This window comes from Streptomyces sp. CB02980, assembly GCF_014451325.2.
Taxonomy (GTDB): domain Bacteria; phylum Actinomycetota; class Actinomycetes; order Streptomycetales; family Streptomycetaceae; genus Streptomyces.
Map to the genome: position 1 here is coordinate 64663 of NZ_JACSCH020000008.1, position 24068 is coordinate 88730.

General features: G+C 71.3%; 23 protein-coding genes. 12 read left to right on the plus strand and 11 right to left on the minus strand.

All coding sequences use genetic code 11. The features are described from left to right. Window positions 1–3: 3 nt before the first annotated feature. The 3 genes from E0F75_RS18370 to E0F75_RS18380 all read right to left on the minus strand — a co-directional run bounded on the left by E0F75_RS18370 (window position 4) and on the right by E0F75_RS18380 (window position 5333). Window positions 4–3582 carry a hypothetical protein gene (locus tag E0F75_RS18370; RefSeq protein ID WP_187623598.1) on the minus strand — a complete coding sequence of 1193 codons (3579 nt, stop codon included), beginning with the start codon at window positions 3580–3582 and terminating at the stop codon, window positions 4–6. Between the two features lie 291 nt (window positions 3583–3873). Continuing rightward, the gene (locus tag E0F75_RS18375; protein ID WP_206706129.1) at window positions 3874–4533 is read right to left on the minus strand and encodes a hypothetical protein; all 660 of its coding nucleotides are present in this window, start codon (window positions 4531–4533) and stop codon (window positions 3874–3876) included. A gap of 116 nt (window positions 4534–4649) precedes the next feature. After that, window positions 4650–5333, minus strand: a complete 684-nt coding sequence (locus E0F75_RS18380) for a hypothetical protein (protein ID WP_187623600.1) — start codon at window positions 5331–5333, stop codon at window positions 4650–4652. A gap of 318 nt (window positions 5334–5651) precedes the next feature. Between E0F75_RS18380 and E0F75_RS18385 the strand changes: the two genes are divergently transcribed. The 8 genes from E0F75_RS18385 (at window position 5652) to E0F75_RS18420 (ending at window position 13118) form a co-directional block, all read left to right on the plus strand. Then, window positions 5652–6884, plus strand: a complete 1233-nt coding sequence (locus tag E0F75_RS18385; RefSeq protein WP_187623601.1) for a neprosin family prolyl endopeptidase — start codon at window positions 5652–5654, stop codon at window positions 6882–6884. A gap of 107 nt (window positions 6885–6991) precedes the next feature. Next, entirely contained in the window at window positions 6992–7837 is an 846-nt protein-coding gene (locus E0F75_RS18390; protein ID WP_187623602.1) for a HipA family kinase, read from the plus strand. Beyond that, window positions 7834–8217, plus strand: coding sequence for a DUF3037 domain-containing protein (locus E0F75_RS18395; RefSeq protein WP_030316525.1), 384 nt, complete (start codon window positions 7834–7836; stop codon window positions 8215–8217). The genes E0F75_RS18390 and E0F75_RS18395 overlap by 4 nt, the downstream gene beginning before the upstream one ends. A gap of 283 nt (window positions 8218–8500) precedes the next feature. After that, complete coding sequence (gene fabG / locus E0F75_RS18400) at window positions 8501–9262, plus strand: 3-oxoacyl-ACP reductase FabG (protein WP_187623603.1); 762 nt, start codon at window positions 8501–8503, stop codon at window positions 9260–9262. Window positions 9263–9291: 29 nt separating this feature from the next. Next, window positions 9292–10059: an SDR family oxidoreductase gene (locus E0F75_RS18405; RefSeq protein WP_187623604.1), complete on the plus strand. Its 768-nt coding sequence runs from the start codon at window positions 9292–9294 to the stop codon at window positions 10057–10059. A gap of 148 nt (window positions 10060–10207) precedes the next feature. Continuing rightward, window positions 10208–11785 carry an ABC transporter substrate-binding protein gene (locus tag E0F75_RS18410; protein WP_187623605.1) on the plus strand — a complete coding sequence of 526 codons (1578 nt, stop codon included), beginning with the start codon at window positions 10208–10210 and terminating at the stop codon, window positions 11783–11785. Between the two features lie 105 nt (window positions 11786–11890). Further along, window positions 11891–12574, plus strand: a complete 684-nt coding sequence (gene ung / locus E0F75_RS18415; protein WP_187623606.1) for a uracil-DNA glycosylase — start codon at window positions 11891–11893, stop codon at window positions 12572–12574. A 70-nt stretch (window positions 12575–12644) separates the two neighbouring features. Further along, window positions 12645–13118: a tetratricopeptide repeat protein gene (locus E0F75_RS18420; RefSeq protein ID WP_187623607.1), complete on the plus strand. Its 474-nt coding sequence runs from the start codon at window positions 12645–12647 to the stop codon at window positions 13116–13118. A gap of 37 nt (window positions 13119–13155) precedes the next feature. Here E0F75_RS18420 and E0F75_RS18425 read toward each other — a convergent pair whose 3' ends face one another. The 3 genes from E0F75_RS18425 to E0F75_RS18435 form a co-directional block, all read right to left on the minus strand. Further along, on the minus strand, window positions 13156–13401 hold the full coding sequence (locus tag E0F75_RS18425) for a hypothetical protein (protein ID WP_229312726.1): 246 nt from the start codon (window positions 13399–13401) through the stop codon (window positions 13156–13158). A gap of 453 nt (window positions 13402–13854) precedes the next feature. Beyond that, window positions 13855–14391, minus strand: coding sequence for a DinB family protein (locus E0F75_RS18430; protein WP_187623609.1), 537 nt, complete (start codon window positions 14389–14391; stop codon window positions 13855–13857). Then, window positions 14379–15194 carry a TetR/AcrR family transcriptional regulator gene (locus E0F75_RS18435; protein WP_187623610.1) on the minus strand — a complete coding sequence of 272 codons (816 nt, stop codon included), beginning with the start codon at window positions 15192–15194 and terminating at the stop codon, window positions 14379–14381. Before E0F75_RS18435 ends, E0F75_RS18430 begins: the two co-directional genes overlap by 13 nt. A gap of 102 nt (window positions 15195–15296) precedes the next feature. On the opposite strand from E0F75_RS18435, the gene E0F75_RS18440 reads away from it, so the two are divergent. Both E0F75_RS18440 and E0F75_RS18445 read left to right on the plus strand, forming a co-directional pair. Further along, window positions 15297–16511, plus strand: coding sequence for an FAD-dependent monooxygenase (locus tag E0F75_RS18440; RefSeq protein ID WP_187623611.1), 1215 nt, complete (start codon window positions 15297–15299; stop codon window positions 16509–16511). Window positions 16512–16570: 59 nt separating this feature from the next. Continuing rightward, entirely contained in the window at window positions 16571–17476 is a 906-nt protein-coding gene (locus tag E0F75_RS18445; protein ID WP_187623612.1) for a Gfo/Idh/MocA family protein, read from the plus strand. Here the strand turns inward: E0F75_RS18445 and lnt are convergent. Then, window positions 17400–19154, minus strand: coding sequence for an apolipoprotein N-acyltransferase (gene lnt / locus E0F75_RS18450; protein WP_187623613.1), 1755 nt, complete (start codon window positions 19152–19154; stop codon window positions 17400–17402). The two genes, E0F75_RS18445 and lnt, sit on opposite strands and share 77 nt — an antisense overlap. A gap of 126 nt (window positions 19155–19280) precedes the next feature. After that, entirely contained in the window at window positions 19281–19727 is a 447-nt protein-coding gene (locus tag E0F75_RS18455) for a nuclear transport factor 2 family protein (protein ID WP_187623614.1), read from the minus strand. Window positions 19728–19806: 79 nt separating this feature from the next. Here E0F75_RS18455 and E0F75_RS18460 point away from each other — a divergent pair, with 79 nt between their 5' ends. Beyond that, entirely contained in the window at window positions 19807–20400 is a 594-nt protein-coding gene (locus E0F75_RS18460; RefSeq protein WP_187623615.1) for a flavin reductase family protein, read from the plus strand. Window positions 20401–20525: 125 nt separating this feature from the next. On the opposite strand, the gene E0F75_RS18465 is transcribed toward E0F75_RS18460, so the two are convergent. Both E0F75_RS18465 and E0F75_RS18470 read right to left on the minus strand, forming a co-directional pair. Beyond that, entirely contained in the window at window positions 20526–21398 is an 873-nt protein-coding gene (locus E0F75_RS18465; protein ID WP_187623616.1) for an undecaprenyl-diphosphate phosphatase, read from the minus strand. A gap of 81 nt (window positions 21399–21479) precedes the next feature. Further along, window positions 21480–21950, minus strand: a complete 471-nt coding sequence (locus E0F75_RS18470; protein WP_187623617.1) for a helix-turn-helix domain-containing protein — start codon at window positions 21948–21950, stop codon at window positions 21480–21482. A gap of 136 nt (window positions 21951–22086) precedes the next feature. On the opposite strand from E0F75_RS18470, the gene E0F75_RS18475 reads away from it, so the two are divergent. After that, on the plus strand, window positions 22087–23256 hold the full coding sequence (locus E0F75_RS18475; RefSeq protein WP_187623618.1) for a thiolase family protein: 1170 nt from the start codon (window positions 22087–22089) through the stop codon (window positions 23254–23256). Between the two features lie 20 nt (window positions 23257–23276). On the opposite strand, the gene E0F75_RS18480 is transcribed toward E0F75_RS18475, so the two are convergent. Continuing rightward, on the minus strand, window positions 23277–24038 hold the full coding sequence (locus E0F75_RS18480) for a TVP38/TMEM64 family protein (protein WP_187623619.1): 762 nt from the start codon (window positions 24036–24038) through the stop codon (window positions 23277–23279). Window positions 24039–24068 lie beyond the last annotated feature (30 nt).

Here is a 24068-nt window from a genome sequence, read left to right on the forward strand (position 1 = left end):
GAGTCACTCCCCTGAGAAGGCCCGGCAATAGGTGAGCCACGGGTACGAATCGCCCTGCTGTCCGAGCGCGGCCTCGATGGACGAGGCCTGCAGAGCCGCCGACAGCGCCTGCTCCGGGGCGGAGCCGAGACTGGGGCCGGGGAAGCTCTTGTGGCATTCGAGCGTGACCGAGGTGGACCAGAAGGTGAGGTCCACGGTGATGACGAGCTTGGCCGATCCATGCAGCACATTGGTCTGTACGTCGTAGGTGAGGCTGATCGTCAGCTCCACCGAGACCCTGATCAGCCCCAGGACCGACACGCTGCCGCCGATCCGCAGGTACCCGGTGATCTCGATCGAGCCACCCTGCTTGACGAACACGACACCGCCGAAGACGTGCACCTCTCCGGACGCGATCCCGAAGTTCATGGCGACGGCGGCGCCGAACTCGATGCCGCCCACGAACCTCTGCAGGCCCGCGTCGTCGCCGCCGGCGCTCACACCGAGTTCCAGGTAGCCGCCACCGCCGAATCCGGAGACCGTCACGAGGAACGGCCGTTCCCGTGTGGCGAACGCGAAGTCGATCACGATGGGCCGGTTCTCCAGCGACAGGGCGAGGCCGATCTCCAGGGCGAGGTTCTGGATGGCGAAGATGCCCATGCCGATCGTCGGGACGGCGATCGCGTACGTCGCCTTGATGCGGGTCGCCGACACGTCGATGCGCGGCCCTCCGCGTCCGGCCTGCGGAATGTGATCCGCCAGCGTCTTGACGAAGTTCAGCTTTCCCGCGAGCCGTGCGTCCGTCAGGTCGAACGTGAGGCCGGGACGCTGACCGGAGTGGGCGGTGAACTTCACGCCGCCGAACGTGAGGATGACGAGCGCGGAGGCGCGCGAGGGGATCTCCAGCGTGAAGTTCTTGATCTCACCCGTCGTGCTGAGGGTGGGCTGATTGCCGACGGTCTTCGAGACGACTTCGAGGAACACCGTCGAACTCGCTCCCGGGTAGAAAGGCCCCACGGGGTTGGACAGCGTCTCCGTCCAGGTCAGTGTCGCCGACGGTGCGGCGGGTATGTCGCCCCACACGATCCGCGGACGCGTGGTGATCCGGGAGACCAGGGCGCGGAGGGGGACGACGCCGAACACCTTGGCGTCCGCGTCGAAGAGATCTTCGGGACGCGGAGGGAACGGGCCGCCGGCGATCGGTCCCATGGTCCGCGAGATCTCGTTCACGGTCATGTTCGGCGCTGCCAGCATTCCCGTCCGTGCCCCGGCCGCGCCGAAGTTCAGCGCCTGCGGCTTCAGCAGACGGAACAGCACTTCCGGCGGCTGGGCACCCGGGGCGGTCAGAGTGAACGCCTTCGAGAACTCGGCGGGCACCGTCGACGTGGACCCGAGCAACTGGCGCACCGCCGGCAACGCCATCTCCAGCTGGGTCACCCGAGGGTAGAACCCCACCCCGTTAGGGGCGGGCGCCGCGCCGAGCCCGCCGAAGCTCATCGACAGGACCTCCTGCACGGCGCCCTGGAGGGGCTGGGTCGCCGACTGCATGGCGAGCGGGATCAGGCGTCCGACATCCGACTCCGGGCGCCCCATGTCGCGGTGGATGCCCGAGAGCGGTCCCCGCGCGTAGTCCTCGTCGAGGGATGCGGCGCTGGACGTGCCGGTCGCCGCGTCGTCGACGAACAGCAACGGCAGCCGGAGGTCGACGACTTCGCCGCCCGCCCGCGCGCGGGCGGTGAACTCCACCGTCGCCCCGCCCTGTGTCGGCCAGAAGCTCTTGCTGGCCAGCCAGACCGGTGCGTCCAGTTCCGTGATCTGCCGTGGTTCGATCGTGACGTCCTGGAAGGGGAACACCCGCTCGTGGGAGCCGCCGGCACCGATGCCGTACTGGCGGGCCGGCTCGGTGACGATCAGCACACGCTTCCTGCGCAGAGCCGCTGTCGCAGGAGACTGGTCAAACCTTCGTTCGGTCATCTCGACGTAGGACGCGCGGTGTCCGAAGGGGAACAGCGCACCGCGCGTGAGGACCCGGACGTAGTAGTCCCGACCCATGGAGGCCTGGTGGCTCCAGTCCAGCGTCGGCCAGCTGGCCGACGCCGAGAACCACGCGCCGTACGCACTCAGGATGAGCCGGTCGACCGTCACGGGCCGGTCCGGGTACTGCACCGCGAGCGCGGCTATCGTCGCGACGTACTGCCCCAAGGGGGTCGCCAGCGCGGACTCGTTGGCCAGGGCCTTGGCGGGCTTCACCGCGAAGGTCTCGGCACCTCCGGGTCCCGTGATCCGGCTGTGCCACATTTCGGTCGTGCCGTCGCCGCTCGGCGCGGGCAGGGCGCGGTGCGTGCAGCGCGCACCCGGCGGCAGGGAGAGGAGCAGGCGCCAGGGCAGCTCCAGCGTGCTCGCCGGCTGCCCCGAGGTCGACGGTCCGGCGATCAGGGTCAGGCGTTCCATCGCGCTCAGCACTCCGTCGACGGTGAGCGGGACGGGATCCTGCCCCACGGCGAAGCGCAGACGTGACGGGCCCGCCAGACGGGCCTGGCTGGACGTTCCGGATTCGAGCACCGTCTCGGTGACGTGCTGTGGAGGAAGTTCCACGATCAACTGGGCGCCGGAGTGATCGGCCACGAGCTCGATCACTCCGTCGGAGCGCACGCGTTCCCTGAGACCGGTGCCCGTGACGGTGAGGGCGACGAGGTCCTCGGGGCGCAGAGCGTGGTAGCCCTGCGTGTCGGCCCAGATGTCGACCAGCTGCCAGTCGGACCACACACGATCGAACCACCGGTGCATCAACGCCACGCCTGCCCACACGGCGAACACGTCGGTGCGCTCACCGCCCGAGGACACCGCGGCGAGGTGGGTGGGCGTGCCGCCGTCCGCCGTGAGGTCTCCGCCCAGATCCTCCCAGTTCGGCGGCTCCGTCCCCGAGTTGTGCCACAGACCCTTGCTGCCCACGGTGAAGAGATTCCGGTCCGTCGCGGCGAAGCGGTGGGCCGGCTGCCCGTCCTCGGGTGCCGTTCCGAGCTCGTCCCACTCCGCCGACCAGCCCGCCGCGAAGCGGCGGCGCAGGAAGCGCTGCCGCTGTACGTCGGACACGAGGAGTTCGAACGCGCCGGCCGTCCCGGCTACGGCCTGGAGGGGGCCGGAGGCCCGAAGTCCCGGGCGGAGCAGGCCCGCCCCGCCGTTCATCTGCCAGTGCACGATCTCCGAGCCGTCGCCGTCGTGGAAGAGGACGTGCAGGGCTTCGGGGCCGGTCGCCACGGCCGCGCCACCGTACGGAGCGGAGCGCCCGGTGAGTGTCTCCCGCGGCGTCCACTGCGCCCAGCGCTCGTCGGCGAAGCGCCTGTGCACCAGTTCGCGTCCGCCCGCGACGGCGAACAGCTCGATCCGTCCGGGGCCGGACGACGTGGCGGTCAGCCACGCGGAGCCGTCCGGTGCCCGGGGTGACGACCACGGACGGCCGAGGGGGCGCCACGGCCCCCATACTCCGTCCACTCCGTCGAACGTCTTGTGCCACACGCCGCCGTCGTCGGCACCGAGAAATACGTCGATCCGACCTGGCTCGGAGGAGCAGGCGGCAAGTGCCCGCAGTGCGTGGGTCTTCATCGGTCGTGACCTCGTGCTGAGGTGGCGAGCGTCAGAGGAGACCTGGGCCGGGTCCGCTTCCCTCGGGCTGCTGAAAACGCCACCGACGGCTGCTGCGATACGGATGGCTCTTCCGGCTGATCTCCGGGCGTCTGATCCTCGGGCGTCGACGTGATCGTCGTGCAATGCCGGAAGTGCGACTTGGAAGGCGCTGAATCCCCACTGCCCATTTTCGCGCGCGGTGGTCGAAAGGACAACCCCGGCCCCGAGGCGGGCAGATGTCACATTCCGTGACGCCGCTTTCCGATCGGATCAGACGATGATGAACGGAGGCATGGTCGCGAAGCAGTTGTGGATCATGAAGTTTCCCTGCACCTTCGCGATGTTCTTCATCGCCGCCGTGGTGTTGACACCATTGGTGTAGAACCACCACAGGTAGTTGGTCTCGTAGGCCCAGGCACCGTCGTAGTCCCAGTTCGAGTCCGCGCCGCTGCCCGTGTAGATCGACCAGGACGGGAAGTTGGCGTTGTGCCCCTTGCCTCCCATGTGCCTGGCCTCGTGGAGGAGCGTGGACGCCCGTTCCGCGACCACGGTCGTGTACCAGAAGTCCTTGTAGAGCTCCACCCGGTCGTCGACCAGCGGCCCGTGCTCGGCGTGCGCCGCCGCCGTGCCGTTGCCGCAGAGGGCACGGAGGTCGTCGATGTTCTCCCGTACGTACCTTCGGGCGAAGTTGAGGATCGGGGCGGTGTACGCGTCGTTCTCCCAGTCCGGCGCCGAGTAGGTGAGCGCGTACAGAGCGGTGAACGTACGGGCCAGGGGCAGGTTCGTGTTGTACGGGTCCTCGTATCCCCAGCCGTTGTGCCATGTCGGGGCGGCCGAGGAGTCCTTGAAGCCGTAGGTGTTCCAGAAGAAGTCCACCATCGCCTGACTGGCGATCAGAGGGCCGTAGAAGTCGTCGCCGCTGAGGGCCATGCTCGGTACGGTGGCTCCGCACACTGCCATGTCCGTCACTTCCCAACCTGTGCGGTCGCGGTGGTGAGCACCGCTATCGGGTGCGAACTGCTCTCGCGTGATGCGGATGCGAACCGCTATCGCGTGATGCTCGGCGGCGAGATGTCCTCTCCGGCGCCGGGGTTGTTGACGTAGGTGCCGCCCTCGGGCTGGGGAACGTCCTCGATCCGTAGCCGGCGGATTTCCAGCAGGTCGTGGTCCTCCGGCGCGATGCGCTCCCGGAGCTGCTCCTCGTACGCTCCGCCCAACTCCTGAAGCGCGGCGACGGCTGCTGCTCTGACCGTTCGGTTCTCGTGGCCGACCGCTGCCAGCAGGCTCTCAGCGGCGCCGGCGGAGCCGTCCGCGGCGAGCCGCGCCAGTCCTTCGACGGCCACCATGCGGATGACGACCTCGCGGGCCACGGTGCTGAAGCCGTGGCCGTCGGCGGTCCCGCGTTCCGGTGGCAGTCCGGCCGCCACGACGGCCTGCAGGAAGTCCACCAGCGCGCCGTCGCGGATATCCGTGGCGACCTGGGCCAGCGAGATCCGCTCCAGGTAGGCGTCTTCCGGCAGCTCCCGTGCGGCCTCCGCGAGAGTCCGTGCGACCTCCGCGGCGGGCTGCGAGCGCACCAGGTCGAGCGCCTCCTGGTACGACCTCTCGGCTTGCGGCCCCGACGCCGACATGCGGCTGACGGCGAGGCGCAGGCCATCGGGAACGTCGCCGGTCCCGTTGAGCGGGAACTCGCTGCGGCGTCCTCGTAGGGCGAAGGACGGGTTCTCCACGGGGTATGCCCGACCGGATTGCGGGGGCGGGAATTCTGATCCGTCGGACGGTGTCATAGCGACCCCTGTCTCGAATTCAACATTTCTACAAGCCGGTTCACTCGACATCAGATTGGCATGGGCGGCGGAGGCGCGCACCCGAATGGGCGGTCCGCCGAGATGCCCGGCACCGGGCCGCGCAGTACGCTGGGCGCACTGGGCACTGTGCGCCCAGCGGCGGGGAGACCGGCGGGGGCGAGGGCGCAGGACAGGGCGGCCGTGCGAGACGCGGGCCGATACGCCGGACCGAGCCGACAGGCCGGAACAGGAAGTGCCGCCATGGCTGTACACACCGCTCTTCCCGTTTTCTCGGACTTCGTCGATGCGTTGTACGCGGCCGAGTTCGATACGTACCACTCCCGTCCGGACGCCAAGGTGAGGGATTCCGAGGCGTTCGAGGAAATGCGTCGCCATCTGATCGAGCGGAACGCCGGAATGGGGGCGGTGTACTCCTTCGCGGAATCCGACGGTGACATCGTCGACTGCGTACCCGCCGAGCGGCAGCCCGGCCTGGCGAGGACCGGGGCCGAGCTGCTGGCGACGCCGGCGGATCCGCCCTCCGCACCGCAGGCGTACGCGGATCTCCCGGAGTTCGTGACGGAGCCGCCGCAGTCGCCCCCGCCGCAGTTGAGGGCCGACCGCCGCGACCCCTACGACAACCAGATGCTGTGTCCGGAGGGCACCGTCCCCATTCTGCGGCTCACCTTGGAACAGCTCGTCAGGTTCCCCACGCTGGAGGACTTTCTGCGCGGTGGTCTGCAGGTACGGCGTGACGAGCAGGGAGTGGTGAGCCTGGCAGGGAAGTTCTGGGGAAACGCCTACGACACCCGTGACAACCTCGGCGGCGCCAGCGGGGTCAACGTGTGGGCGCCGTTGGTGTTCGGCGTCGAGTCCTCGGCGTCGCAGCAGTGGTTCACGTCGGGCACCGGCTCGAGCCCGTTCCAGTCCGTGGAGTGCGGCTACCGGCTGGGACCGCCCTTCGACAACAGGCCGCGGCTGTTCGTGTTCTACACGCCGGACACCTACGCCTCCCTCTGCTACAACGACTGGCATCCCGGTACGTGGGTCTACCGGACGGGCGCCTCGCACGTCCTCGGGACGGCGCTCACGGCTTCCCAGCCGGGTGCGCCCGTGCAGTACCGCATGGGCTTCTTCCTGACCGGCGGAGCGTGGTGGTTCAGCATCGGCGGCGACTGGATCGGCTACTACCCGGCCACCCTGTTCGGCTCCGGCACGCTGGCGACCAAGGCGGCAAGCGCCGGTTTCGGCGGCGAGGTGGGCGGGATCGGATCGTTCCCCGCGATGGGCTCGGGCAAGAAGCCGCCCGCGGGCTACGGGCTGGCCGCGTACCAGCACGACGTGATCGTGGCCCGGCCAACGGGCGCCGAGTCCGCCAACCTGGCGCCCGAGCCCACCTCCGCGAACTGCTACGGCGTCGACGTGACGAACCACTCCGGGTCGGCGTGGGGCAGTTACCTCTTCTTCGGTGGCCCGGGCGGACTCAACTGCTGACCCGCGCCGGGTGGTTCCTGCCTCGGACCTCTCCTCAGGGTCCGGACCGCCACGTCAGGGGAGGGCAGGGACGCGGCCCGGGCCGAGTGACTCGATAGCCTGGGGAAATGCTTACCGAAGTGACAGCGACCCGCTATGTCACGCCCTTGCGTGAGGGCGGCTCGCTTCCCGGGATCGTCGAGGCCGACGACCTCGGCACCTATGTCATGAAGTTCACCGGCGCCGGCCAGGGACGCAAGACCCTGGTCGCCGAGGTCATCTGCGGGCAGCTCGCCCGTCGGCTCGGTCTGCGGGTGCCCGAGCTCGTCACCATTCAGCTCGACCCCGTCATCGGACTCTCCGAGCCCGACGAGGAGGTGCAGGAGCTGCTCAAGGCGAGCGGCGGGCTCAATCTGGGCATGGACTACCTCCCCGGCTCGCTGGGCTTCGACCCGCTGGCGTACGAGGTGGACCCCGTCGAGGCCGGCAAGGTCGTCTGGTTCGACGCGGTGATCAACAACGTCGACCGTTCCTGGCGGAACCCGAACATGCTCGTCTGGCACGGCGACCTGTGGCTCATCGACCACGGCGCCACCATGATCTGGCACCACAACTGGCCTGGCGCCCAGGCGTCCGCCGCCAAGCCGTACGACGCCTCCGACCACGTGCTCGCCCGCTACGCGCCGGACATCACCGCCGCGGCCGCCGCACTGGCCCCGCTCGTCACCCGCGAGCTGCTCGACGAGATCGCCGCAGACGTGCCCGACGAGTGGCTCGTCGACGAGCCCGGCTTCGACAGCACGGACGAGGTGCGCGCCGCCTACGTCGCGGCGCTGCTGCCGCGCGCCGCCACCATCCACGAGCGGATCACGCTCGGCCCCCGGACCGAGAGCCGGCCGCAGCAGCCGCCGGGCTGGCTCGCCGAGCGCCTCGCGCCCCGGACGCACTCCACCGAGAAGGACAGCACCCCGTGACCGACCGTGATGTCTTCGAGTACGCGCTGCTGCGCGTGGTGCCGCGGGTCGAGCGCGGTGAGTGCTTCAACGCGGGCGTGGTCGTCTACTGCCGCGCCCGCTCCTACGTGGCCGCCCGTACGCACCTGGACGAGGCGAAGCTGTCGGTGCTGGACCCGGCGGCCGACGTGACCGGGGTGCGGGCAGCCCTGCGCGCGGTCGAGGGGGTCTGCCTGGGGGGTGACGCCGCCGGCCAGGCCGCGGGTGACGACGCCGGACGGCGCTTCCGCTGGCTGATCGCGCCGCGCTCCACGGTCGTCCAGCCGGGGCCGGTCCACACCGGCCTCACCACCGACCCGGAGGCCGAGGTGGAGCGGCTGCTCGACCTCCTCGTGCGCTGAGCGCCCTCGCCGCGCCCGAGAGATCGCCCCGCCTCGCCCGACGGATCGCCCCGTCCCGCCCGGCCGAGCCCGCCCGTGCCGAGCGGCCGGGCGGGCCGCGCGTCTCCGTGCCCGGCGACGGGGAGTGACCGGGTGCACCCGGTGGGCCGTTGACACCGGGTGCCAGGGCTTCTAGCGTCTCGTTCTGCGGACGATACTAAGCGGTCGCTCATGTGCGGGACGCAGGAGCGGGTGACCGGTTCGACCGCGACCAGGGACGATCCAAGGGCGAGGAGAACCAAGCATGTCCACCACCGAGCAGCGCGTAGCCGTCGTCACGGGTGCCGCACGGGGTATCGGGGCCGCCACGGCGCTCCGCCTCGCGGCCGAGGGCCGCGCCGTCGCCGTACTCGACCTCGACGAGGCGGCCTGCAAGGACACCGTCGAGAAGATCACCGCTGCGGGCGGCACCGCCCTCGCGGTCGGCTGCGACGTCTCCGACGGCGCCCAGGTGGAGGCAGCCGTCGCGCGCGTCGCCGCCGAGCTCGGCGCGCCGACGATCCTCGTCAACAACGCGGGTGTGCTCCGCGACAACCTGCTCTTCAAGATGTCGGAGTCCGACTGGGACCTCGTCATGAACGTGCACCTCAAGGGTGCCTTCCTGATGGCGAAGGCCTGCCAGAAGCACATGGTGGACGCGGGCTTCGGCCGGATCGTCTCGCTCTCCTCCTCCTCGGCCCTGGGCAACCGCGGCCAGGCCAACTACTCGGCCGTGAAGGCCGGTCTCCAGGGCCTCACCAAGACCCTCGCCAAGGAGCTCGGCAAGTTCGGCATCACCGCCAACGCCGTCGCCCCGGGCTTCATCGTCACCGAGATGACCGCGCAGACCGCCGAGCGCGTCGGCATGGGCTTCGAGGACTTCCAGGCCGCCGCCGCGTCCATGATCCCGGTGCAGCGGGTCGGCCGCCCCGAGGACGTCGCCAACGCGATCGCCTTCTTCGCCGGCGACGACGCCGGCTTCGTCTCCGGCCAGGTCATGTACGTGGCCGGCGGCCCGCTCAACTGACGACCGGCATCGAGAGGAGCACGGCAGACATGACCGCACAGGAACGGCCGGAACCGTCCGGCAAGGTCGCCCTCGTCACCGGCGCCAGCCGGGGCATCGGCTACGGCATCGCCGAGGCGCTCGTCGCCCGCGGCGACCGGGTCGTCATCACCGGACGCGGCGAGGAGGCCCTCAAGGAGGCCGTGGAGCGCCTCGGCGCCGACCGGGCGATCGGCGTCCCCGGCAAGGCCCACGACGAGGCGCACCAGGCCGCCGCCGTGGAGGCGGCGATGGACGGCTTCGGCCGGGTGGACTTCCTGATCAACAACGCCGGTACGAACCCGGTCTTCGGCCCCATCGCCGACCTGGACCTCGGGGTGGCCCGCAAGGTCTTCGAGACCAACGTGGTCTCCGCGCTCGGCTTCGCCCAGCGGACCTGGCACGCCTGGCAGAAGGAGCACGGCGGGGCGATCGTGAACATCGCCTCGGTCGCCGGTGTCTCCGCCTCGCCCTTCATCGGCGCGTACGGAATCAGCAAGGCCGCGATGATCAACCTGACCATTCAGCTGGCCCATGAATTCGCCCCGCTCGTGCGGGTCAACGCGATTGCCCCGGCGGTCGTGAAGACGAAATTCGCGCAGGCGCTGTACGAGGGCCGGGAGGCGGAGGCCGCCGCCGCCTACCCGCTGGGCCGGCTCGGCGAGCCCGAGGACATCGGTGGCGCGGCCGCCTTCCTCACCTCGTCCCAGTCGGAGTGGATCACCGGCCAGACCCTCGTGGTCGACGGCGGGATTTTCCTGAACGCCGGAGTCGGGTGACCGATAATCGGACACTTTCCGGATTTCGTGTCCGGATTGAACCCGGTTATACGTCGAATGCCTCAAGTGCCCCGTCAGGCTCGAACATTGACCTGACGGGGTGCTGCGGTATCGTCGGCCGACCCGTGGCTGAACGAGGAGCGTGCACGTGTTCAACCGGACCAGTCTGCAGGCCGCTGCAGCCCTTGTGTCCATATCCCTGGTAACCGGATGCAGTGTCTTCTCTGACAGTGATTCGGCCGGGGATCAGAGAATCGTCGTCGGTACGACGAGCTCTCCCACCACGCTTGACCCGGCTGCCGCCTGGGACAATTCCTGGGAGCTCTTCCGGAATGTCTTCCAGACCCTGGTGAGTTTCCCGACGGGCAGCACGACCCCGGATTCCGACGCCGCGGACTGCAAGTTCTCGGACACCTCCAGCCGGGTCTTCGAGTGCAAGCTCCTGGAGGGCCTCACGTTCTCCAATGGGCACAAGCTGGACGCAAAGGCCGTGCAGTACTCGATCGAGCGCATCCGCACGATCAACCACAAGGGCGGCCCGAACGGCATGCTCGGCTCGCTCGACAAGATCGAGACCGTCGGCGACCGGACCATCGTCTTCCGGCTCAACAAGTCGGACGCCACCTTCCCGATGGTCCTCGCCACGCCGGCGATGTCCCTCGTGGACCCGGCCGAGTACCCGGCCGACCGGCTCCGCACGGACGGCAAGCTCACCGGCTCGGGGCCGTACGTCCTCGACTCGTACACCGAGCGCGAGTCGGCGGAGCTGACCAAGAACCCCACGTACAAGGGCTTCGCCGACCGTAAGAACGGCGGCGTGACCATCCGGTACTTCGACGAGTCCGAGGCGATGGTCGCCGCGCTCAAGAAGAAGGAGATCGACGCCACCTACCGCGGCCTCACCGCCGAGGAGGTCATCGAGCTCCAGGACGACAAGCCCGAGAACCAGGGCCTGCAGATCGTCGAGTCGACCGGCGCCGACATCCGCTACCTGGTCTTCAACACCCAGGACCCCACGATCGCCAAGCCCGCGGTCCGCAAGGCCATCGCCCAGGTCGTCGACCGCGACGAACTGGTCAGCAAGGTCTACCAGGGCACCGCCGAGCCCCTGTACTCCATGGTGCCCAAGGGAATCGCCGCCCACACCACCAAGTTCTTCGACCGCTTCGGCGACCCGGACGCCAAGAAGGCCAAGAAGATCCTCCGCGAGGCCGGCATCACCGAGCCCGTCGAGCTGAAGTTCTGGTACACGACGGACCGCTACGGCTCATCGACGGCCGCCGAGTTCAAGGAACTCAAGCGCCAGCTGGAGGAGACCGGCCTCTTCGAGGTCGCCATCGAGGGCAAGCCCTGGAAGGACTTCCAGGCGGGCTACCAGAAGGGCGAGTACCCGGTCTTCGGCCGCGGCTGGTTCCCCGACTTCCCGGACCCGGACAACTTCGTGGCGCCGTTCGTCGGCAAGGAGAACGTCCTCGGTACGCCGTACCTGAGCCCCAGGATCACCGGCGAACTGCTCCCGAAGTCCCGCCGTGAGAGCGATCGCGGGACCGTCACGGACGAGTTCGTGGAGGCCCAGGAGATCATGGTCCAGGACGTCCGGCTGCTGCCCCTGTGGCAGGGCAAGCTGTACATCGCGGCCCGTGACGACATCGGCGGCGGCGAGGGCGCGCTCGACCCGCAGACCGTCATGCAGCTCTGGGAGCTGAGCCGCCGGGCCAGCTGGTAGGACCCGGGGCCGGCGGGGAGCCGGGAGCCTGTGGGGGCCACTGTCAGTGGCCCCCGGTAGGTTCGTGGACGGAGTAACAGGAACGTCCACCGGAGGTTGTTGACCGTGACCGACACCAGCATGCTGCCCGAGTCCTGGCGGGGTGTTCTCGGCGAGGAGCTGCAGAAGCCGTACTTCGCGCAGCTCACCGAGTTCGTCGAGGAGGAGCGCGCCAAGGGACCGGTCTTCCCGCCGAAGGACGAGGTGTTCGCCGCCCTCGACGCCACCCCGTACGACAAGGTGAAGGTCCTGATCCTCGGTCAGGACCCGTACCACGGCGAGGGGCAGGGTCACGGTCTCTGCTTCTCGGTCCGGCCCGGGGTGAAGACCCCGCCCTCCCTGCGGAACATCTACAAGGAGATGCAGGCCGAGCTCGGCCACCCCGTCCCGGACAACGGCTATCTGATGCCGTGGGCCGAGCAGGGCGTCCTCCTGCTCAACGCCGTGCTGACCGTCCGCTCCGGCGAGGCGAACTCGCACAAGGGCAAGGGCTGGGAGAAGTTCACCGACGCGGTGATCACCGCCGTCGCCTCGCGTCCCGACCCCGCCGTCTTCGTCCTCTGGGGCAACTACGCCCAGAAGAAGCTGCCCCTCATCGACGAGGAGCGGCACGTGGTGGTCAAGGGCGCCCACCCCTCGCCGCTCTCGGCGAAGAAGTTCTTCGGATCGAAGCCCTTCACCCAGATCGACGGGGCCGTCGCGGCCCAGGGACACGAGCCGATCGACTGGCGCATCCCCGACCTCGGCTGAGCCTCGGCCCGATCCGGCCCCGGTGCGGCTAGCGTCGGCTCTCCCAGTGGGTGAGCGGGTGGAGGTCGCGGTGACCGAGCAGCAGCAGGTGTCGGACGACGGGGTCATGACCAGGATCGGGCAGGCGATGATGCTGCTCCACGGCGGCGACCGCGAGGAGGCACGCAACCGCTTCGGACTGCTCTGGCAGCAGATCGGCCCGGACGGGGACCCCCTGCACCGGTGCACCCTCGCGCACTACATGGCGGACGCCCAGGACGACCTCGACACCGAGCTGGCCTGGGACCTGCGGGCCCTCAGCGCGGCGGAGGGGCTCGCGGAGGAGCGGCTGGCCGAGCACGGCTCCGCTGTCGCCCTCCGGGCGCTGTACCCCTCGCTCCACCTCAACCTGGCCGCCGACTACGTCAAACTCCAGCGGCCCGACGCCGCGCGGGTCCATCTGGACCGGGCCCGCGCCGCCTCGGACCACCTCGACGACGACGGCTACGGGAACGGTGTGCGGGCCGCGATCGAGCGCCTGGAGCTGCGGCTTCGGGGAATGTGAGGGCCGGGGGTCTGCGCAGGCCGCTCGCCCCGGAGCCTCAGCGGCCGTACGTGCCGTGGCAGATGCGTGACGGGTCGCTGCCGGGCGCCCAGCCGCCGTACCGCTCACCCAGGTCGCAGACGTCCGTCCGGGAGACCGGCAGCTTCTTCGGCAGCTCGGCCGGGCCCGCCGGCAGTCCGGGCAGCGGCGGCCGGGTCTCCGGGCGCGGACGCTCACGCTGCCGCGGTACGGACTCGGGGCGCGGCGCCTCCGGACGGGCTGGAGCCGCTGTCCGCCGGCGCATCTCGGGCGAGGGTGTCGCCCGGGGCGTGGCGGACGGTGGGGGAGCGGGGAGCGCCGCTTCTAAGGCTTCGAGGGCCGGCCCCTCGACGATCTGAGGGGCCACGCCCTGGCCGGGGCGTACGGTCTCCGCGGCGGGCGCGGGGTTGGGCGCCGTCGGCGGGGTGTCCACCGAGACGCAGCCCGCGAGGGCGACCACGGCCGCCCCGACCAGGATCTTCGCTGTTGTTCGGGTTCCATGCACCCGCGCAACTCTGCTGGCCCGGCGGTGATCTTCGCGCCCCTACCGGAGGGGAATGCCCCGCACGGGTGAGCGGCGCGGGACCGGCCTTGACCCCGTCGGCGCGCCGACGGGTATGCGGTCCCGGTCATGCGGTCATGCGGCCGTGCGGCCGTGGGATCACGCGGTCACGCGGTCGCGTGGTCGGATCCCGATCGGTCCGCGGGGCGTGGACGCTCAGTCTCCGGTCGCGCCGTCGATCCGCTCCCGGACGAGGTCCGCGTGGCCGTTGTGCCGGGCGTACTCCTCGATCATGTGCAGATAGATCCAGCGCAGGTTGTACTGCTTCCCGCTGTGGTGCTCGCCCTCGCCCAGGTCGTCGAGACCGCGCGTGGCGGCCACGGTGCGGGCGTGGGCGATCGCCGCCTGCCAGGTCGCGTGGGCCTCCTCGTAGGTGTCCTCGTCGGTGAGGTGGAAGTCCCGGTCGCGGTCCTCCTCGGTCGAGTAGACCCAGCCCGCCTTCTCGCCGGCCAGGACGTTGCGGAACCAGCCGTTCTCGACCTCCGCCATGTGGCGGACGAGGCCGAGCAGGCTGAGCTCCGACGGCGGGGCGGACAGGGTGCGCAGCTGGGTGTCGTCGAGCCCCTCGCACTTCCTCGCGAGGGTCACGCGATGGAAGTCGAGCCACTGCTCCAGCGCCTCGCGCTCGCCCGAGGTGGTGGACGGATCGACGCGGGGGGTGGTGTCGGTGCGTTCGGTGGTCATGCGCGGCATCGTCCCCCACGATCACCGGCCGCGCCAGTGCTTTCCCCGGGCCCCGGGCCGGTACCGCCGCCGAGCATGCCGCGCAGCAACTCGTCGAAGCCGGTGCGCAGTTCCGCGCGGCTCGGCACGGCCGCGTGGAAGGAGCCGGCGGCGCAGGAGAACATCAGCCCCTCGCACCAGGCGATGAGGGAGAGCGCGTGACGCTCGGGCTCGGGCGAGCCGGCCGCCGCCGTCATCGCGACCAGGGGGCCGTGGAAGACGGAACCGGCGGCGTCGAAGAAGGCGCGGAGCTCGGGGCGGCGGGTCGCCTCCAGGGCCAGCTCGTAGCGGGAGACCAGCAGGGCGCGGTGATCGGTGAGATAACGGTGCAGGGCGAGGGAGAGCGCGTCCACGAGGGTGTCGGTGTCGATGGGCACCCCCTCAAGGGCCCCGTCCGGCGCCCCGTCCGGTGCCCTGTCCCGTGTCCCTTCCGTCGCCCCGGGTCCGGCGGCGCCCGGCAGCTCGTCCGGGGTCAGGACCTGGGACTCCAGCTGTACCTGACGTCGTACGGCCGTCTCCAGGAGGGCCTGCCGGGTGCGGGCGTGGTTCGACGTCGATCCCTGTGGCAGTCCCGCCCGTTCGTCCACCGCCCGATGGGTCAGGCCCCGCATGCCGCGCTCCACGAGGAGGTCGAGGGCGGCGTCGCCGATCCGGTCCGCACGGGAGGCGGGGGAGCCGGAGGAACCGGGAGCGCCGGAAGCGCCCGGAGCGCCGGAAGCCCCGGGGGATCCGGCAGCGCCGGGAGGGGCGGCGGAGGGCGTCGCTGAGGTCATGAGGACAACCTACAGCCGGCCACTACCTGCATCACTACATCTGTAGTACGGTCATGCCGACGGATGTACTACACCTGTAGTTCCCCGATCCGAGGAGCAGCCATGGAACAGCACCGTGCCGTCGTCGTCGGCGCCGGCATCGGCGGACTCACCGCCGCCGTCGCCCTCCACCTCGGCGGCTGGCAGGTCACCGTCCTGGAGCGGGCCGCCGACCTCGCCCCCGTCGGCGCCGGCATCGGACTCGCCCCCAACGCCCAGCGCGCCCTGGACGTCATCGGCCTCGGCGACCGCGTCCGCGCCCTCGCCGCCTGGCAGGGAGACGGCGGCATGCGCGCCCCCGACGGCCGCTGGCTCGCCCGTACCAACGCCAAGGCCGCCGCCGCGCGCTTCGGCGGGCCGCTCGTCCTCCTCCACCGGGCGACCCTCGTCGACATCCTCACCTCGGCCCTCCCCGACGGGGCCGTCCGCACCGGAGCGGCCGCCACGCTCGTCGACCCCGGCGACGACCACCGCCCCGCCCGCCTCGCCACCCCCGACGGAGAGATCGAGGCCGCGCTCGTCGTCGCCGCCGACGGCATCCGTTCCGCGGCGCGGCACGCCCTCTTCCCCGGGCACCCCGGCCCCCGGTACGCCGGGTGCACCACCTGGCGAGTCGTCGTCCCGGCCCCCGAGCGGCCGTTCGCGCCGCACGAGACCTGGGGCGCCGGACGCCTGTGGGGGACGCAGCCGCTCAAGGACGGCAGGATCTACGCGTACGCGATGGCGGCCGCCCCCGCCGGCGGCCGGGCGCCCGACGACGAGAAGGCCGAACTCCTGCGCCTGTTCGGCGACTGGCACCACCCCGTCCCCGAGATCCTCGCCGCCGCGGACCCCGCGCAGGTCCTCCGCCACGACGTCCACCACCTGCCCGACCCGTTGCCGGCCTTCCACCGGGGCCGGGTCGCGCTCCTCGGCGACGCCGCGCACGCGATGATGCCGAGCCTCGGCCAGGGCGGAAACCAGGCGATCGAGGATGCTGTCGTCCTCGCCCACCACGCCGGCCCCGCGGCCGACGCCCACCACACCGGCCCCGCACCCGACTTCGTCCCGAGCCGAGCCCTCGCCGCGTACACCGCCGACCGCCTTCCCCGTACCACCGCCATCGTCCGCAGGGCCGCCCGCACCGGAGCCGTCACCCTGCTCGCGGCCCGCCCCGCCGTCGCGCTGCGCGCCACGCTCGTCAGCGCGGTCTCCCGGTTCGGCCCGGGGCTCGTCCTGCGCGGTTTCGACGGCATCGCCGACTGGCGGCCGCCGGTGGCCCCGGCCCGGTCCGCGTAAGCTGACCAGCGCGAACGGCCCACCCCTACAGGGCCTGGGGACACGACAAGGGAGAACCCGTGAAGGTTGGCTGCATCGGACTCGGCGACATCGCGCAGAAGGCCTACCTTCCGGTCCTCGCCACCCTCCCCGGGGTCGAACTCCACCTCCAGACCCGCACCCGCTCCACACTCGACCGGGTCGCCGACACCCTCCACCTGCCCGCCGCGCAGCGCCACGGCGACCTCGACTCGCTGCTCGCCGCCGGACTCGACGCCGCCTTCGTCCACGCGCCGACCGCCGCGCACGCCGAGATCGCCGGCCGGCTCCTGGACGCGGGCGTCCCCACCTACGTCGACAAGCCCCTCGCCTACGAGTACGCCGAGTCCGAGCGGATCGTGGAACTGGCCGAGAAGCGCTCGGTCGGGCTCGCCGTCGGCTTCAACCGGCGCCTCGCCCCCTCGTACGCCCAGTGCGCCGAGCACCCGCGCGAGCTGATCCTCCTTCAGAAGAACCGCATCGGCCTGCCCGAGGACCCCCGCACCTTCGTTCTCGACGACTTCATCCACGTCGTCGACACCCTGCGGTTCCTCCTCCCCGGCGAGATCGAGCACGTCGACGTGCGCGCCCGGATCCGCGAGGGGCTCATGCACCACGTCGTGCTCCAGCTCTCCGGCGACGGGTTCACCGCCATCGGCATGATGAACCGGATGAACGGCTCCACCGAGGAGATCCTCGAGGTCTCCGGGCAGGACACCAAGCGCCAGGTCGTCAATCTCTCCGACGTCGTCGACCACAAGGGCCAGCCGACCCTGCGGCGGCGCGGCGACTGGGTGCCGGTGCCCCGCCAGCGCGGCATCGAGCAGGCCGTACTGGCCTTCCTCGACGCCGTACGCGACGGGCGGGTGCTCAGTGCCCGGGACGCCCTGCAGACCCACGAGCTGTGCGAGCGCGTCGTGCGCGAGGCGCTGACCCAGGCCTCCTGAACGCGCCCGCGCCCTCGGCGGCGCACACCGCGCCCACCACGGCGAGCGCCCCGTACAAGGGCCAGTCGCCCCAGCGGACGTAGCCCGTCGTCGAGTCGGAGAGCGGCAGCTCGCGGACGGCGACGGCGCTCGCGTCCGTACCGAGCACGGGCCCGATCCTGCGCCCGTCGGGGCCGTACGCCGCGCTGACCCCGGTGAGGGTCGCGTGCGCGACGGGCCGGCCCGTCTCCGCGGCCCGCAGTGCCGCAAGGGACGCGTGCTGGGCGGGCGCCCAGCTCTCCTGGAAGGTGCTGGTCGACGACTGGACGACGAGGAGCCCGGCCCCGTTCCGCACGAGGTGCCGGCTCATGTCGGGGAAGGCGGACTCGAAGCAGATGAGCGGGCCGATCAGCGGTTCCCGGGCGCTGCCGCCGGTGACGTCCCCGCTGCCGTCGCGCGTACCGTCCCCGCTGTCGGCGCCCGTGGCGGGCAGCCTCATCACGACCGGTATGGTGCCCCGCCGGCGGTCCTCGTCGGCGGCCTTGCCGAACGACGTCACCCAGCCCAGGACGCCGCGCGCGGGGACGTACTCCCCGAACGGCACGAGCCGCATCTTGTCGTAGCGCTCACCCGTGAGCCCCGCCGGACCGACCAGGACGGCACTCTTGAAGATGCCCGGGCGGTCTGCCCGCCGCGCGTCCACATTGACCAGGAGCGGCGCGTCGACCTCCCGTGAGAGGGCGGTCAGCCGGGCGGCGAGATCGGGCCGGCCGGCCGGATCGGCGCCGACACCGCTCTCGCCCCAGACCACCAGATCGAGCCGCTGCCCGACGAGCGAGCGGGTCAGCTCCTCGGCACGGTCGAACCGCCGCTCCGCCCCGTCCGCCCCGTCCGCCCCGTCGAACACCCCCGGCTGTACGAGGGCCACCCGCACCGACCCGCTCACGCGCGGCGCCCCCACCCCCCAGGCGGCCGTACCCGCCACGAGCGCGCAGCCCGCGAGCCCCGCGACCCCGACGGTCCGCAGCCCCGGCGCGGCAAGCAGCAGGGCCACGGCCGTGTTCACCGCCACCACGAGCGCGGTCACCAGCCACACCCCGCCGACCGAGGCCAGCCGGAGCGCCGCCGGCACCTGCCACTGGCTCGCCCCGAGCAGCCCCCAGGGCCCTCCCAGCCCTTCCCAGGAGCGCACCAGCTCGATCAGCAGCCAGCCGGAGGGCACCGCGACCAGGGCGGTGGCGGCCCGCAGCGCCGACGGCACGCCACCGATCAGGGCCCGCACGAGCCAGGCCCACGGCAGCCACAGCAGGCCGAGCAGCGCCGAGAGCGGGAGGAGGAAGACGTGCAGGCTGGGCAGCAGCCAGTGATGGACGGCGAACACGAAGCCGATCCCGCCCAGCCAGCCGTCCAGGGCGGCCCGGCGCGCTCCCGGAGCCGTACGGATCAGGAGAAGCCAGGGGACGAGCGCCAGGTACGCCCACCACCAGAGTCCGGGAGCGGGGAAGGCGAACGCGGGCAGCGCGCCGCAGCCGACGGCGAGCAGAGAGCGGGCGAGGGTACGCCGACGGGTCCGGCCGCCCTGGTCGCGGCCCGGGGCCCGCTCACGGTCCCGGACCTTCTCCGGGTCCGGGTCCGGGTCCGGACCCGGGTCCTGGTCCTGCTTCCGGTCCTGGTCCCGTCGTACGAACGGATTTCGCATGGCATGCCTCCGCCCTTGCCTTCAGTGTCGGGCGTGACCGGGTTCGGCGCGGCTCGGGCGGTCCGTCGTGGTGACCCGGGCGGGAGGACCCCCGGAGATGGCGGCAGCGGGGGCCGGTGGTGGCGGTCAGCCGTGCCGGCGCCACCGTTCGTCGACGACGACCGAGGTCAGCCGCCAGCCGTCGGCGGTCCGCACCGCCCCGAACCCGTAGCGGCCCCCGCAGACGAAGTCCTCGCCGGAGGTGAAGCGCATCGGGTTGACGTAGTCGGCGCGGATCTCCGCCGTGTCCCCGTTCTCCGGGTACCCGGCCGGCCCGCGGAAGAGGACGCGGCGGTTCACGATGAGGTGCTGGCGTACGGGAAAGAGCGTCAGCGTCTCGGCGAGCCAGTCGGCCACCTCGGTCGCCGGGCCCTCGACGCCGCCCGAGCCCCGGTAGTCTGCCCTGCCGTCCGGGGAGAACAGGGCCCGGTAGGCGGTCCAGTCGGCGTCGTCCACGGCCGCCGCGTACCCGGTGATCAGGTCGTCGACGGCGAGTCGGTCCATCACGGTCGCGAGGTCCACGCGCTGCGTCATCGGATCAGTGTCGGGCAGGCCGGGCCACGGGCCAAGGGGCGTGCGCGGGGGAGTCACCGGACGCGGTCATACTGGCCGGATGCGCGTGAACATCGATCCCGAACTGAGCGACCGCACCTCCTTCTACCGGCTGCTCACCGCCACCGTCGTACCCCGGCCGATCGCCTGGGTCTCCACGTCCTCGGCGGACGGGACGGACAACCTGGCCCCGCACTCCTTCTTCACCATCGCCTCGGTCACGCCGCCGGTCGTGCAGTTCACCTCGGTGGGACGCAAGGACTCGCTGCGCAACGTGGAGGAGACGGGGGAGTTCGTCGTCAACCTCGCCCCCGAGGGACTCTTCGAGCAGATCAACGCGACGGCGACGGACTTTCCGCGCGGGGTCGACGAGTTCGACGCCTGCGGCGTCGAGCGCGAGCCGAGCCTCCGCGTGAAGCCGCCGCGTGTGGCGGCGTCGCCGGTGGCGCTGGAGTGTGAGCTGCACAGCACGCTGCGGATCGGCGACTCGACGGTCGTCTTCGGCCGGGTCGTCCACGCGGCGATCGACGAGTCGGTCCTCGTCGACGGCCACCCCGAGATGGCCCTGATGCGCCCGCTGACCAGGCTCGGCAAGAACGAGTGGGGCACCCTGGGCGGCATCAAGGAGATCGCCCGCGTGCCCTACCGGACCTGAGTGAAGAATGCCGGGCCCTGAGCAGGGTCCGGCATTCGGTGCGGCGGCGTCGTCGCCGGCTCGGGTCGGCCTTGCGCCTGTCCGGCGGATCAGGGTCGGACAGGCCCTAGCCGGCCGCGGCTTCGTCAGTCGCCGGACTCGCCCGCGTGCGGGCTCAGGACGTCCGTGCCGATCAGGATGAAGAGCAGGATGCCGAGCAGGATGCGGTAGATCACGAACGGCATGAAGGACTTCGTGGTGATGAACTTCATGAACCAGGCGATCACCGCGTACCCGACCGCGAAGGCGATGATCGTGGCGAAGATCGTCGGGCCCCAGGAGACGTGTCCCTCGCCCGCGTCCTTCAGTTCGTACGCGCCCGAGGCGAGCACCGCCGGGATGGCCAGGAGGAAGGAGTAGCGCGCGGCCGCCTCGCGGGTGTAGCCCATGAGCAGGCCGCCGGAGATCGTCGCGCCCGAGCGCGAGACGCCCGGGATCAGGGCCATCGCCTGGCAGAGGCCGAAGATCAGGCCGTCCTTCACGCTGAGTTCCTTGAGCGTCTTGCGCTCGCGGATCGCCCGGTGGCGGCCGCCGATCTCGTCGCGGGCTGCGAGCCGGTCCGCGACGCCGAGGACGATGCCCATGACGATCAGGGTGGTGGCGATCAGCCGCAGGTCGCGGAAGGGGCCCTCGATCTGGTCCTTGAGCGTGATGCCGAGGACACCGATCGGGATCGAGCCGATGATCACCAGCCAGCCCATCTGGGCGTCGTGGTCGGAGCGCATCGACTTGTCGGTGAGGGAGCGGAACCAGGCCGAGACGATCCGGGCGATGTCCTTGCGGAAGTAGATCAGCACCGCGGTCTCCGTGCCGATCTGGGTGATGGCGGTGAAGGCCGCACCCGGATCTTCCCAGCCCGCGAACGCCGCCGTGAGACGGAGGTGCGCGCTGGAGGAGATGGGAAGGAACTCCGTCAGCCCCTGGACGAGTCCGAGGATGAACGATTCGAACCAACTCATGGGGCTAGGGCCGTCCCGTTATGTACGTGTGCGGTCAGAAGGTCGTGCGCAGCGTACCTTCCCCAGATGACGGGCCCGTGCTCAGGCCTCCTGAGGGGCCGTCGGCCCCGCGGTCGTCCAGCCCGGTGCCCGGACGTGGGCGGTGAGGGTGTCGCGGTCGGCCTCGTCCCCGCAGTGGGCGCAGACGATCCGGGGGCTGAGGACCTCGCCGCACCGGTGTTCGAGGACGACCGGGCGGTCGTCGGCATTGAGGTGGCGGTCGCCCCAGGCCATCAGCGTCACCAGGACCGGCTGGAGCTCCTCGCCGGCAGCCGTGGCCCGGTACTCGAAGCGCTGGGGGCGTTCGCTGTACTGCACCTTCTCCAGGATTCCGGCCTCGACGAGCCGCTTGAGGCGGGTGGTGAGGATGTCGCGGGGCGCGCCGGTGTTGCGGGCGATCCGGTCGAAGCGTCGCACGCCGAGGGAGACCTCGCGGAGCACGAGCAGGGAGTACTTCTCGCCGACGAGCGCCAGGGTGTCGGCGATCGAGCAGGGGCGGGGTGCGGCCTTCATGGGGACAAGCCTAGGGCAGCGCGGGCCCAGTTGGTTGGGAAATCCAACTCACCATCTCTCATGAGTTTGAAAAGCAAACCTACTGGGCTATGTTACCGATGAGTGTTGGTCCACTTATCCAACTCAGGAGCCTGTCATGCGCGACGCCGTCATCGTCGAAGCCGTCCGGACGCCGATAGGAAAGGGCAAGACGGGCGGAGCCCTGTCCCATGTCCACCCCGTCGCCCTGCTCTCGCACACCCTGCGTGCCCTGATCGAGCGCAGCGGCATCGACCCCGCCCTCGTCGACGACGTGATCGGCGGCACCGTCGACCAGGTCGGCGAGCAGGCCATGAACACCACCCGCTACGCCTGGCTGGGTGCCGGGTTCCCCGAGTCCGTGCCCGCCACCACCGTCGACCGGCAGTGCGGCTCCTCCCAGCAGGCCGTGCACTTCGCCGCCCAGGGCGTGCTCTCGGGGGCGTACGACATCGCCGTCGCCTGCGGCGTCGAGTCCATGAGCCGGGTCCCCATGTGGTCCAACGTGCCGCCCGGCGCCGACCCCTTCGGCCCCGGAGTCGCCGAGCGCTACCCCGAGGGCCTCGTCCCGCAGGGCATCAGCGCCGAACTCATCGCCGCGAAGTGGTCGATCGACCGCGAGGCCATGGACACGTTCGCCACCTCGTCGCACATCAAGGCGGCGCGTGCCCGGGCGGCCGGACTCTTCGACGCCGAGGTCGCCCCGTACGAGGACGTCCGCCGCGACGAGTCGGTGCGCCCGGCGACCACCCCCGAGATCCTCGCCGGGCTCCGGCCCTCCTTCGAGGACCCCGGCTTCGCCGAGCGCTTCCCGCAGATCGACTGGTCCGTCACCGCCGGCAACAGCAGCCCGATCAACGACGGCGCCTCCGCCGTGCTCGTCATGGCCGCCGACACCGCCGAGAGCCTCGGGCTGCGGCCCCTCGCCCGGCTGCACAGCTTCGCCGTCACCGGCTCCGACCCGCTGCTCATGCTCACCGGCGTCATCCCCGCCACGGAGAAGGTGCTGCGGCGCTCGGGCCTCTCCCTCGCCGACATCGACCTCTTCGAGATCAACGAGGCCTTCGCCAGCGTCGTCCTCGCCTGGCAGCAGGAGACCGGCGCCGACCCTGCCAAGGTCAACGTCCACGGCGGCGCGATCGCCCTCGGCCACCCCCTCGGCGCCAGCGGCACCCGCCTCACGACCACGCTCGTCCACGCACTGCGGGCCCGGGGCGCCCGCTACGGTCTCCAGGCGATGTGCGAGGCGGGCGGCCTGGCCAACGCGATGATCGTCGAGGCGCTCTGAGCCCAGCGGCTCGACACCCCCTAGTGCGGGCTGCCCACCGTCTCGGGCGTCTGCTCCGGCTCCGGTGCCACCGCCGGAGCCGGTGCCCGCAGGTGGTGCCGCTTGCGCCAGGCGACCACGGCGGCCGCCACGGCGGACAGGGCGATGAACCCCGCAGAGACGAGGAACGCGGGGGAGCCGGGTTCTCCCGCCTGCGCCCCCGCCACGACGTACGCCGCCGTGTTGGGCACCGAGCCGAGCGCCGTCGCCACCAGGAACGGCACGTACCCCATCCGGGAGACGGCGGCGCAGTAGTTGGCCGCCGCGAACGGCACCCCGGGGAACAGCCGGATCGCCAGCATCGAACGGAACCCGTGCCGGCTGAGCTGTCCGTCTGCCGCCGTCAGCCAGCGGCCCCGCAGCATCGGCCGCAGCGCCTCCTGCCCCAGGAAGCGGCCGAGGGTGAAGGAGATCCCGGCGCCGAGCACCGTCCCCGCGATCGCCGCCGTCAGACCGAAGGCCGAGCCGAAGAGCGCGCCCGCCGCCAGATTGAGTACCGGACGCGGGACGAACGCCGCCGTGCACACGCCGTACGCCAGACCGAAGAGCATCACCGCGCCCGTGCCGTCCGTCTGCTCGGGCCAGCCCGAGGAGAGCAGCCGCTGCGGCTCGAACAGCACGACGAGGGCCGCCGCGGTGAGCAGCAGCAGCGCGAGCATCGAGAGCCGTGCGCGGGGCGCGAGCAGGGCCCGGGAGCAGCGGAGGGCGAGGGAGCCCGGCGGCCGGGGCACGGGAGCGAGCATTCGGGGAGAGTAACGGACGCGTCCGTATGA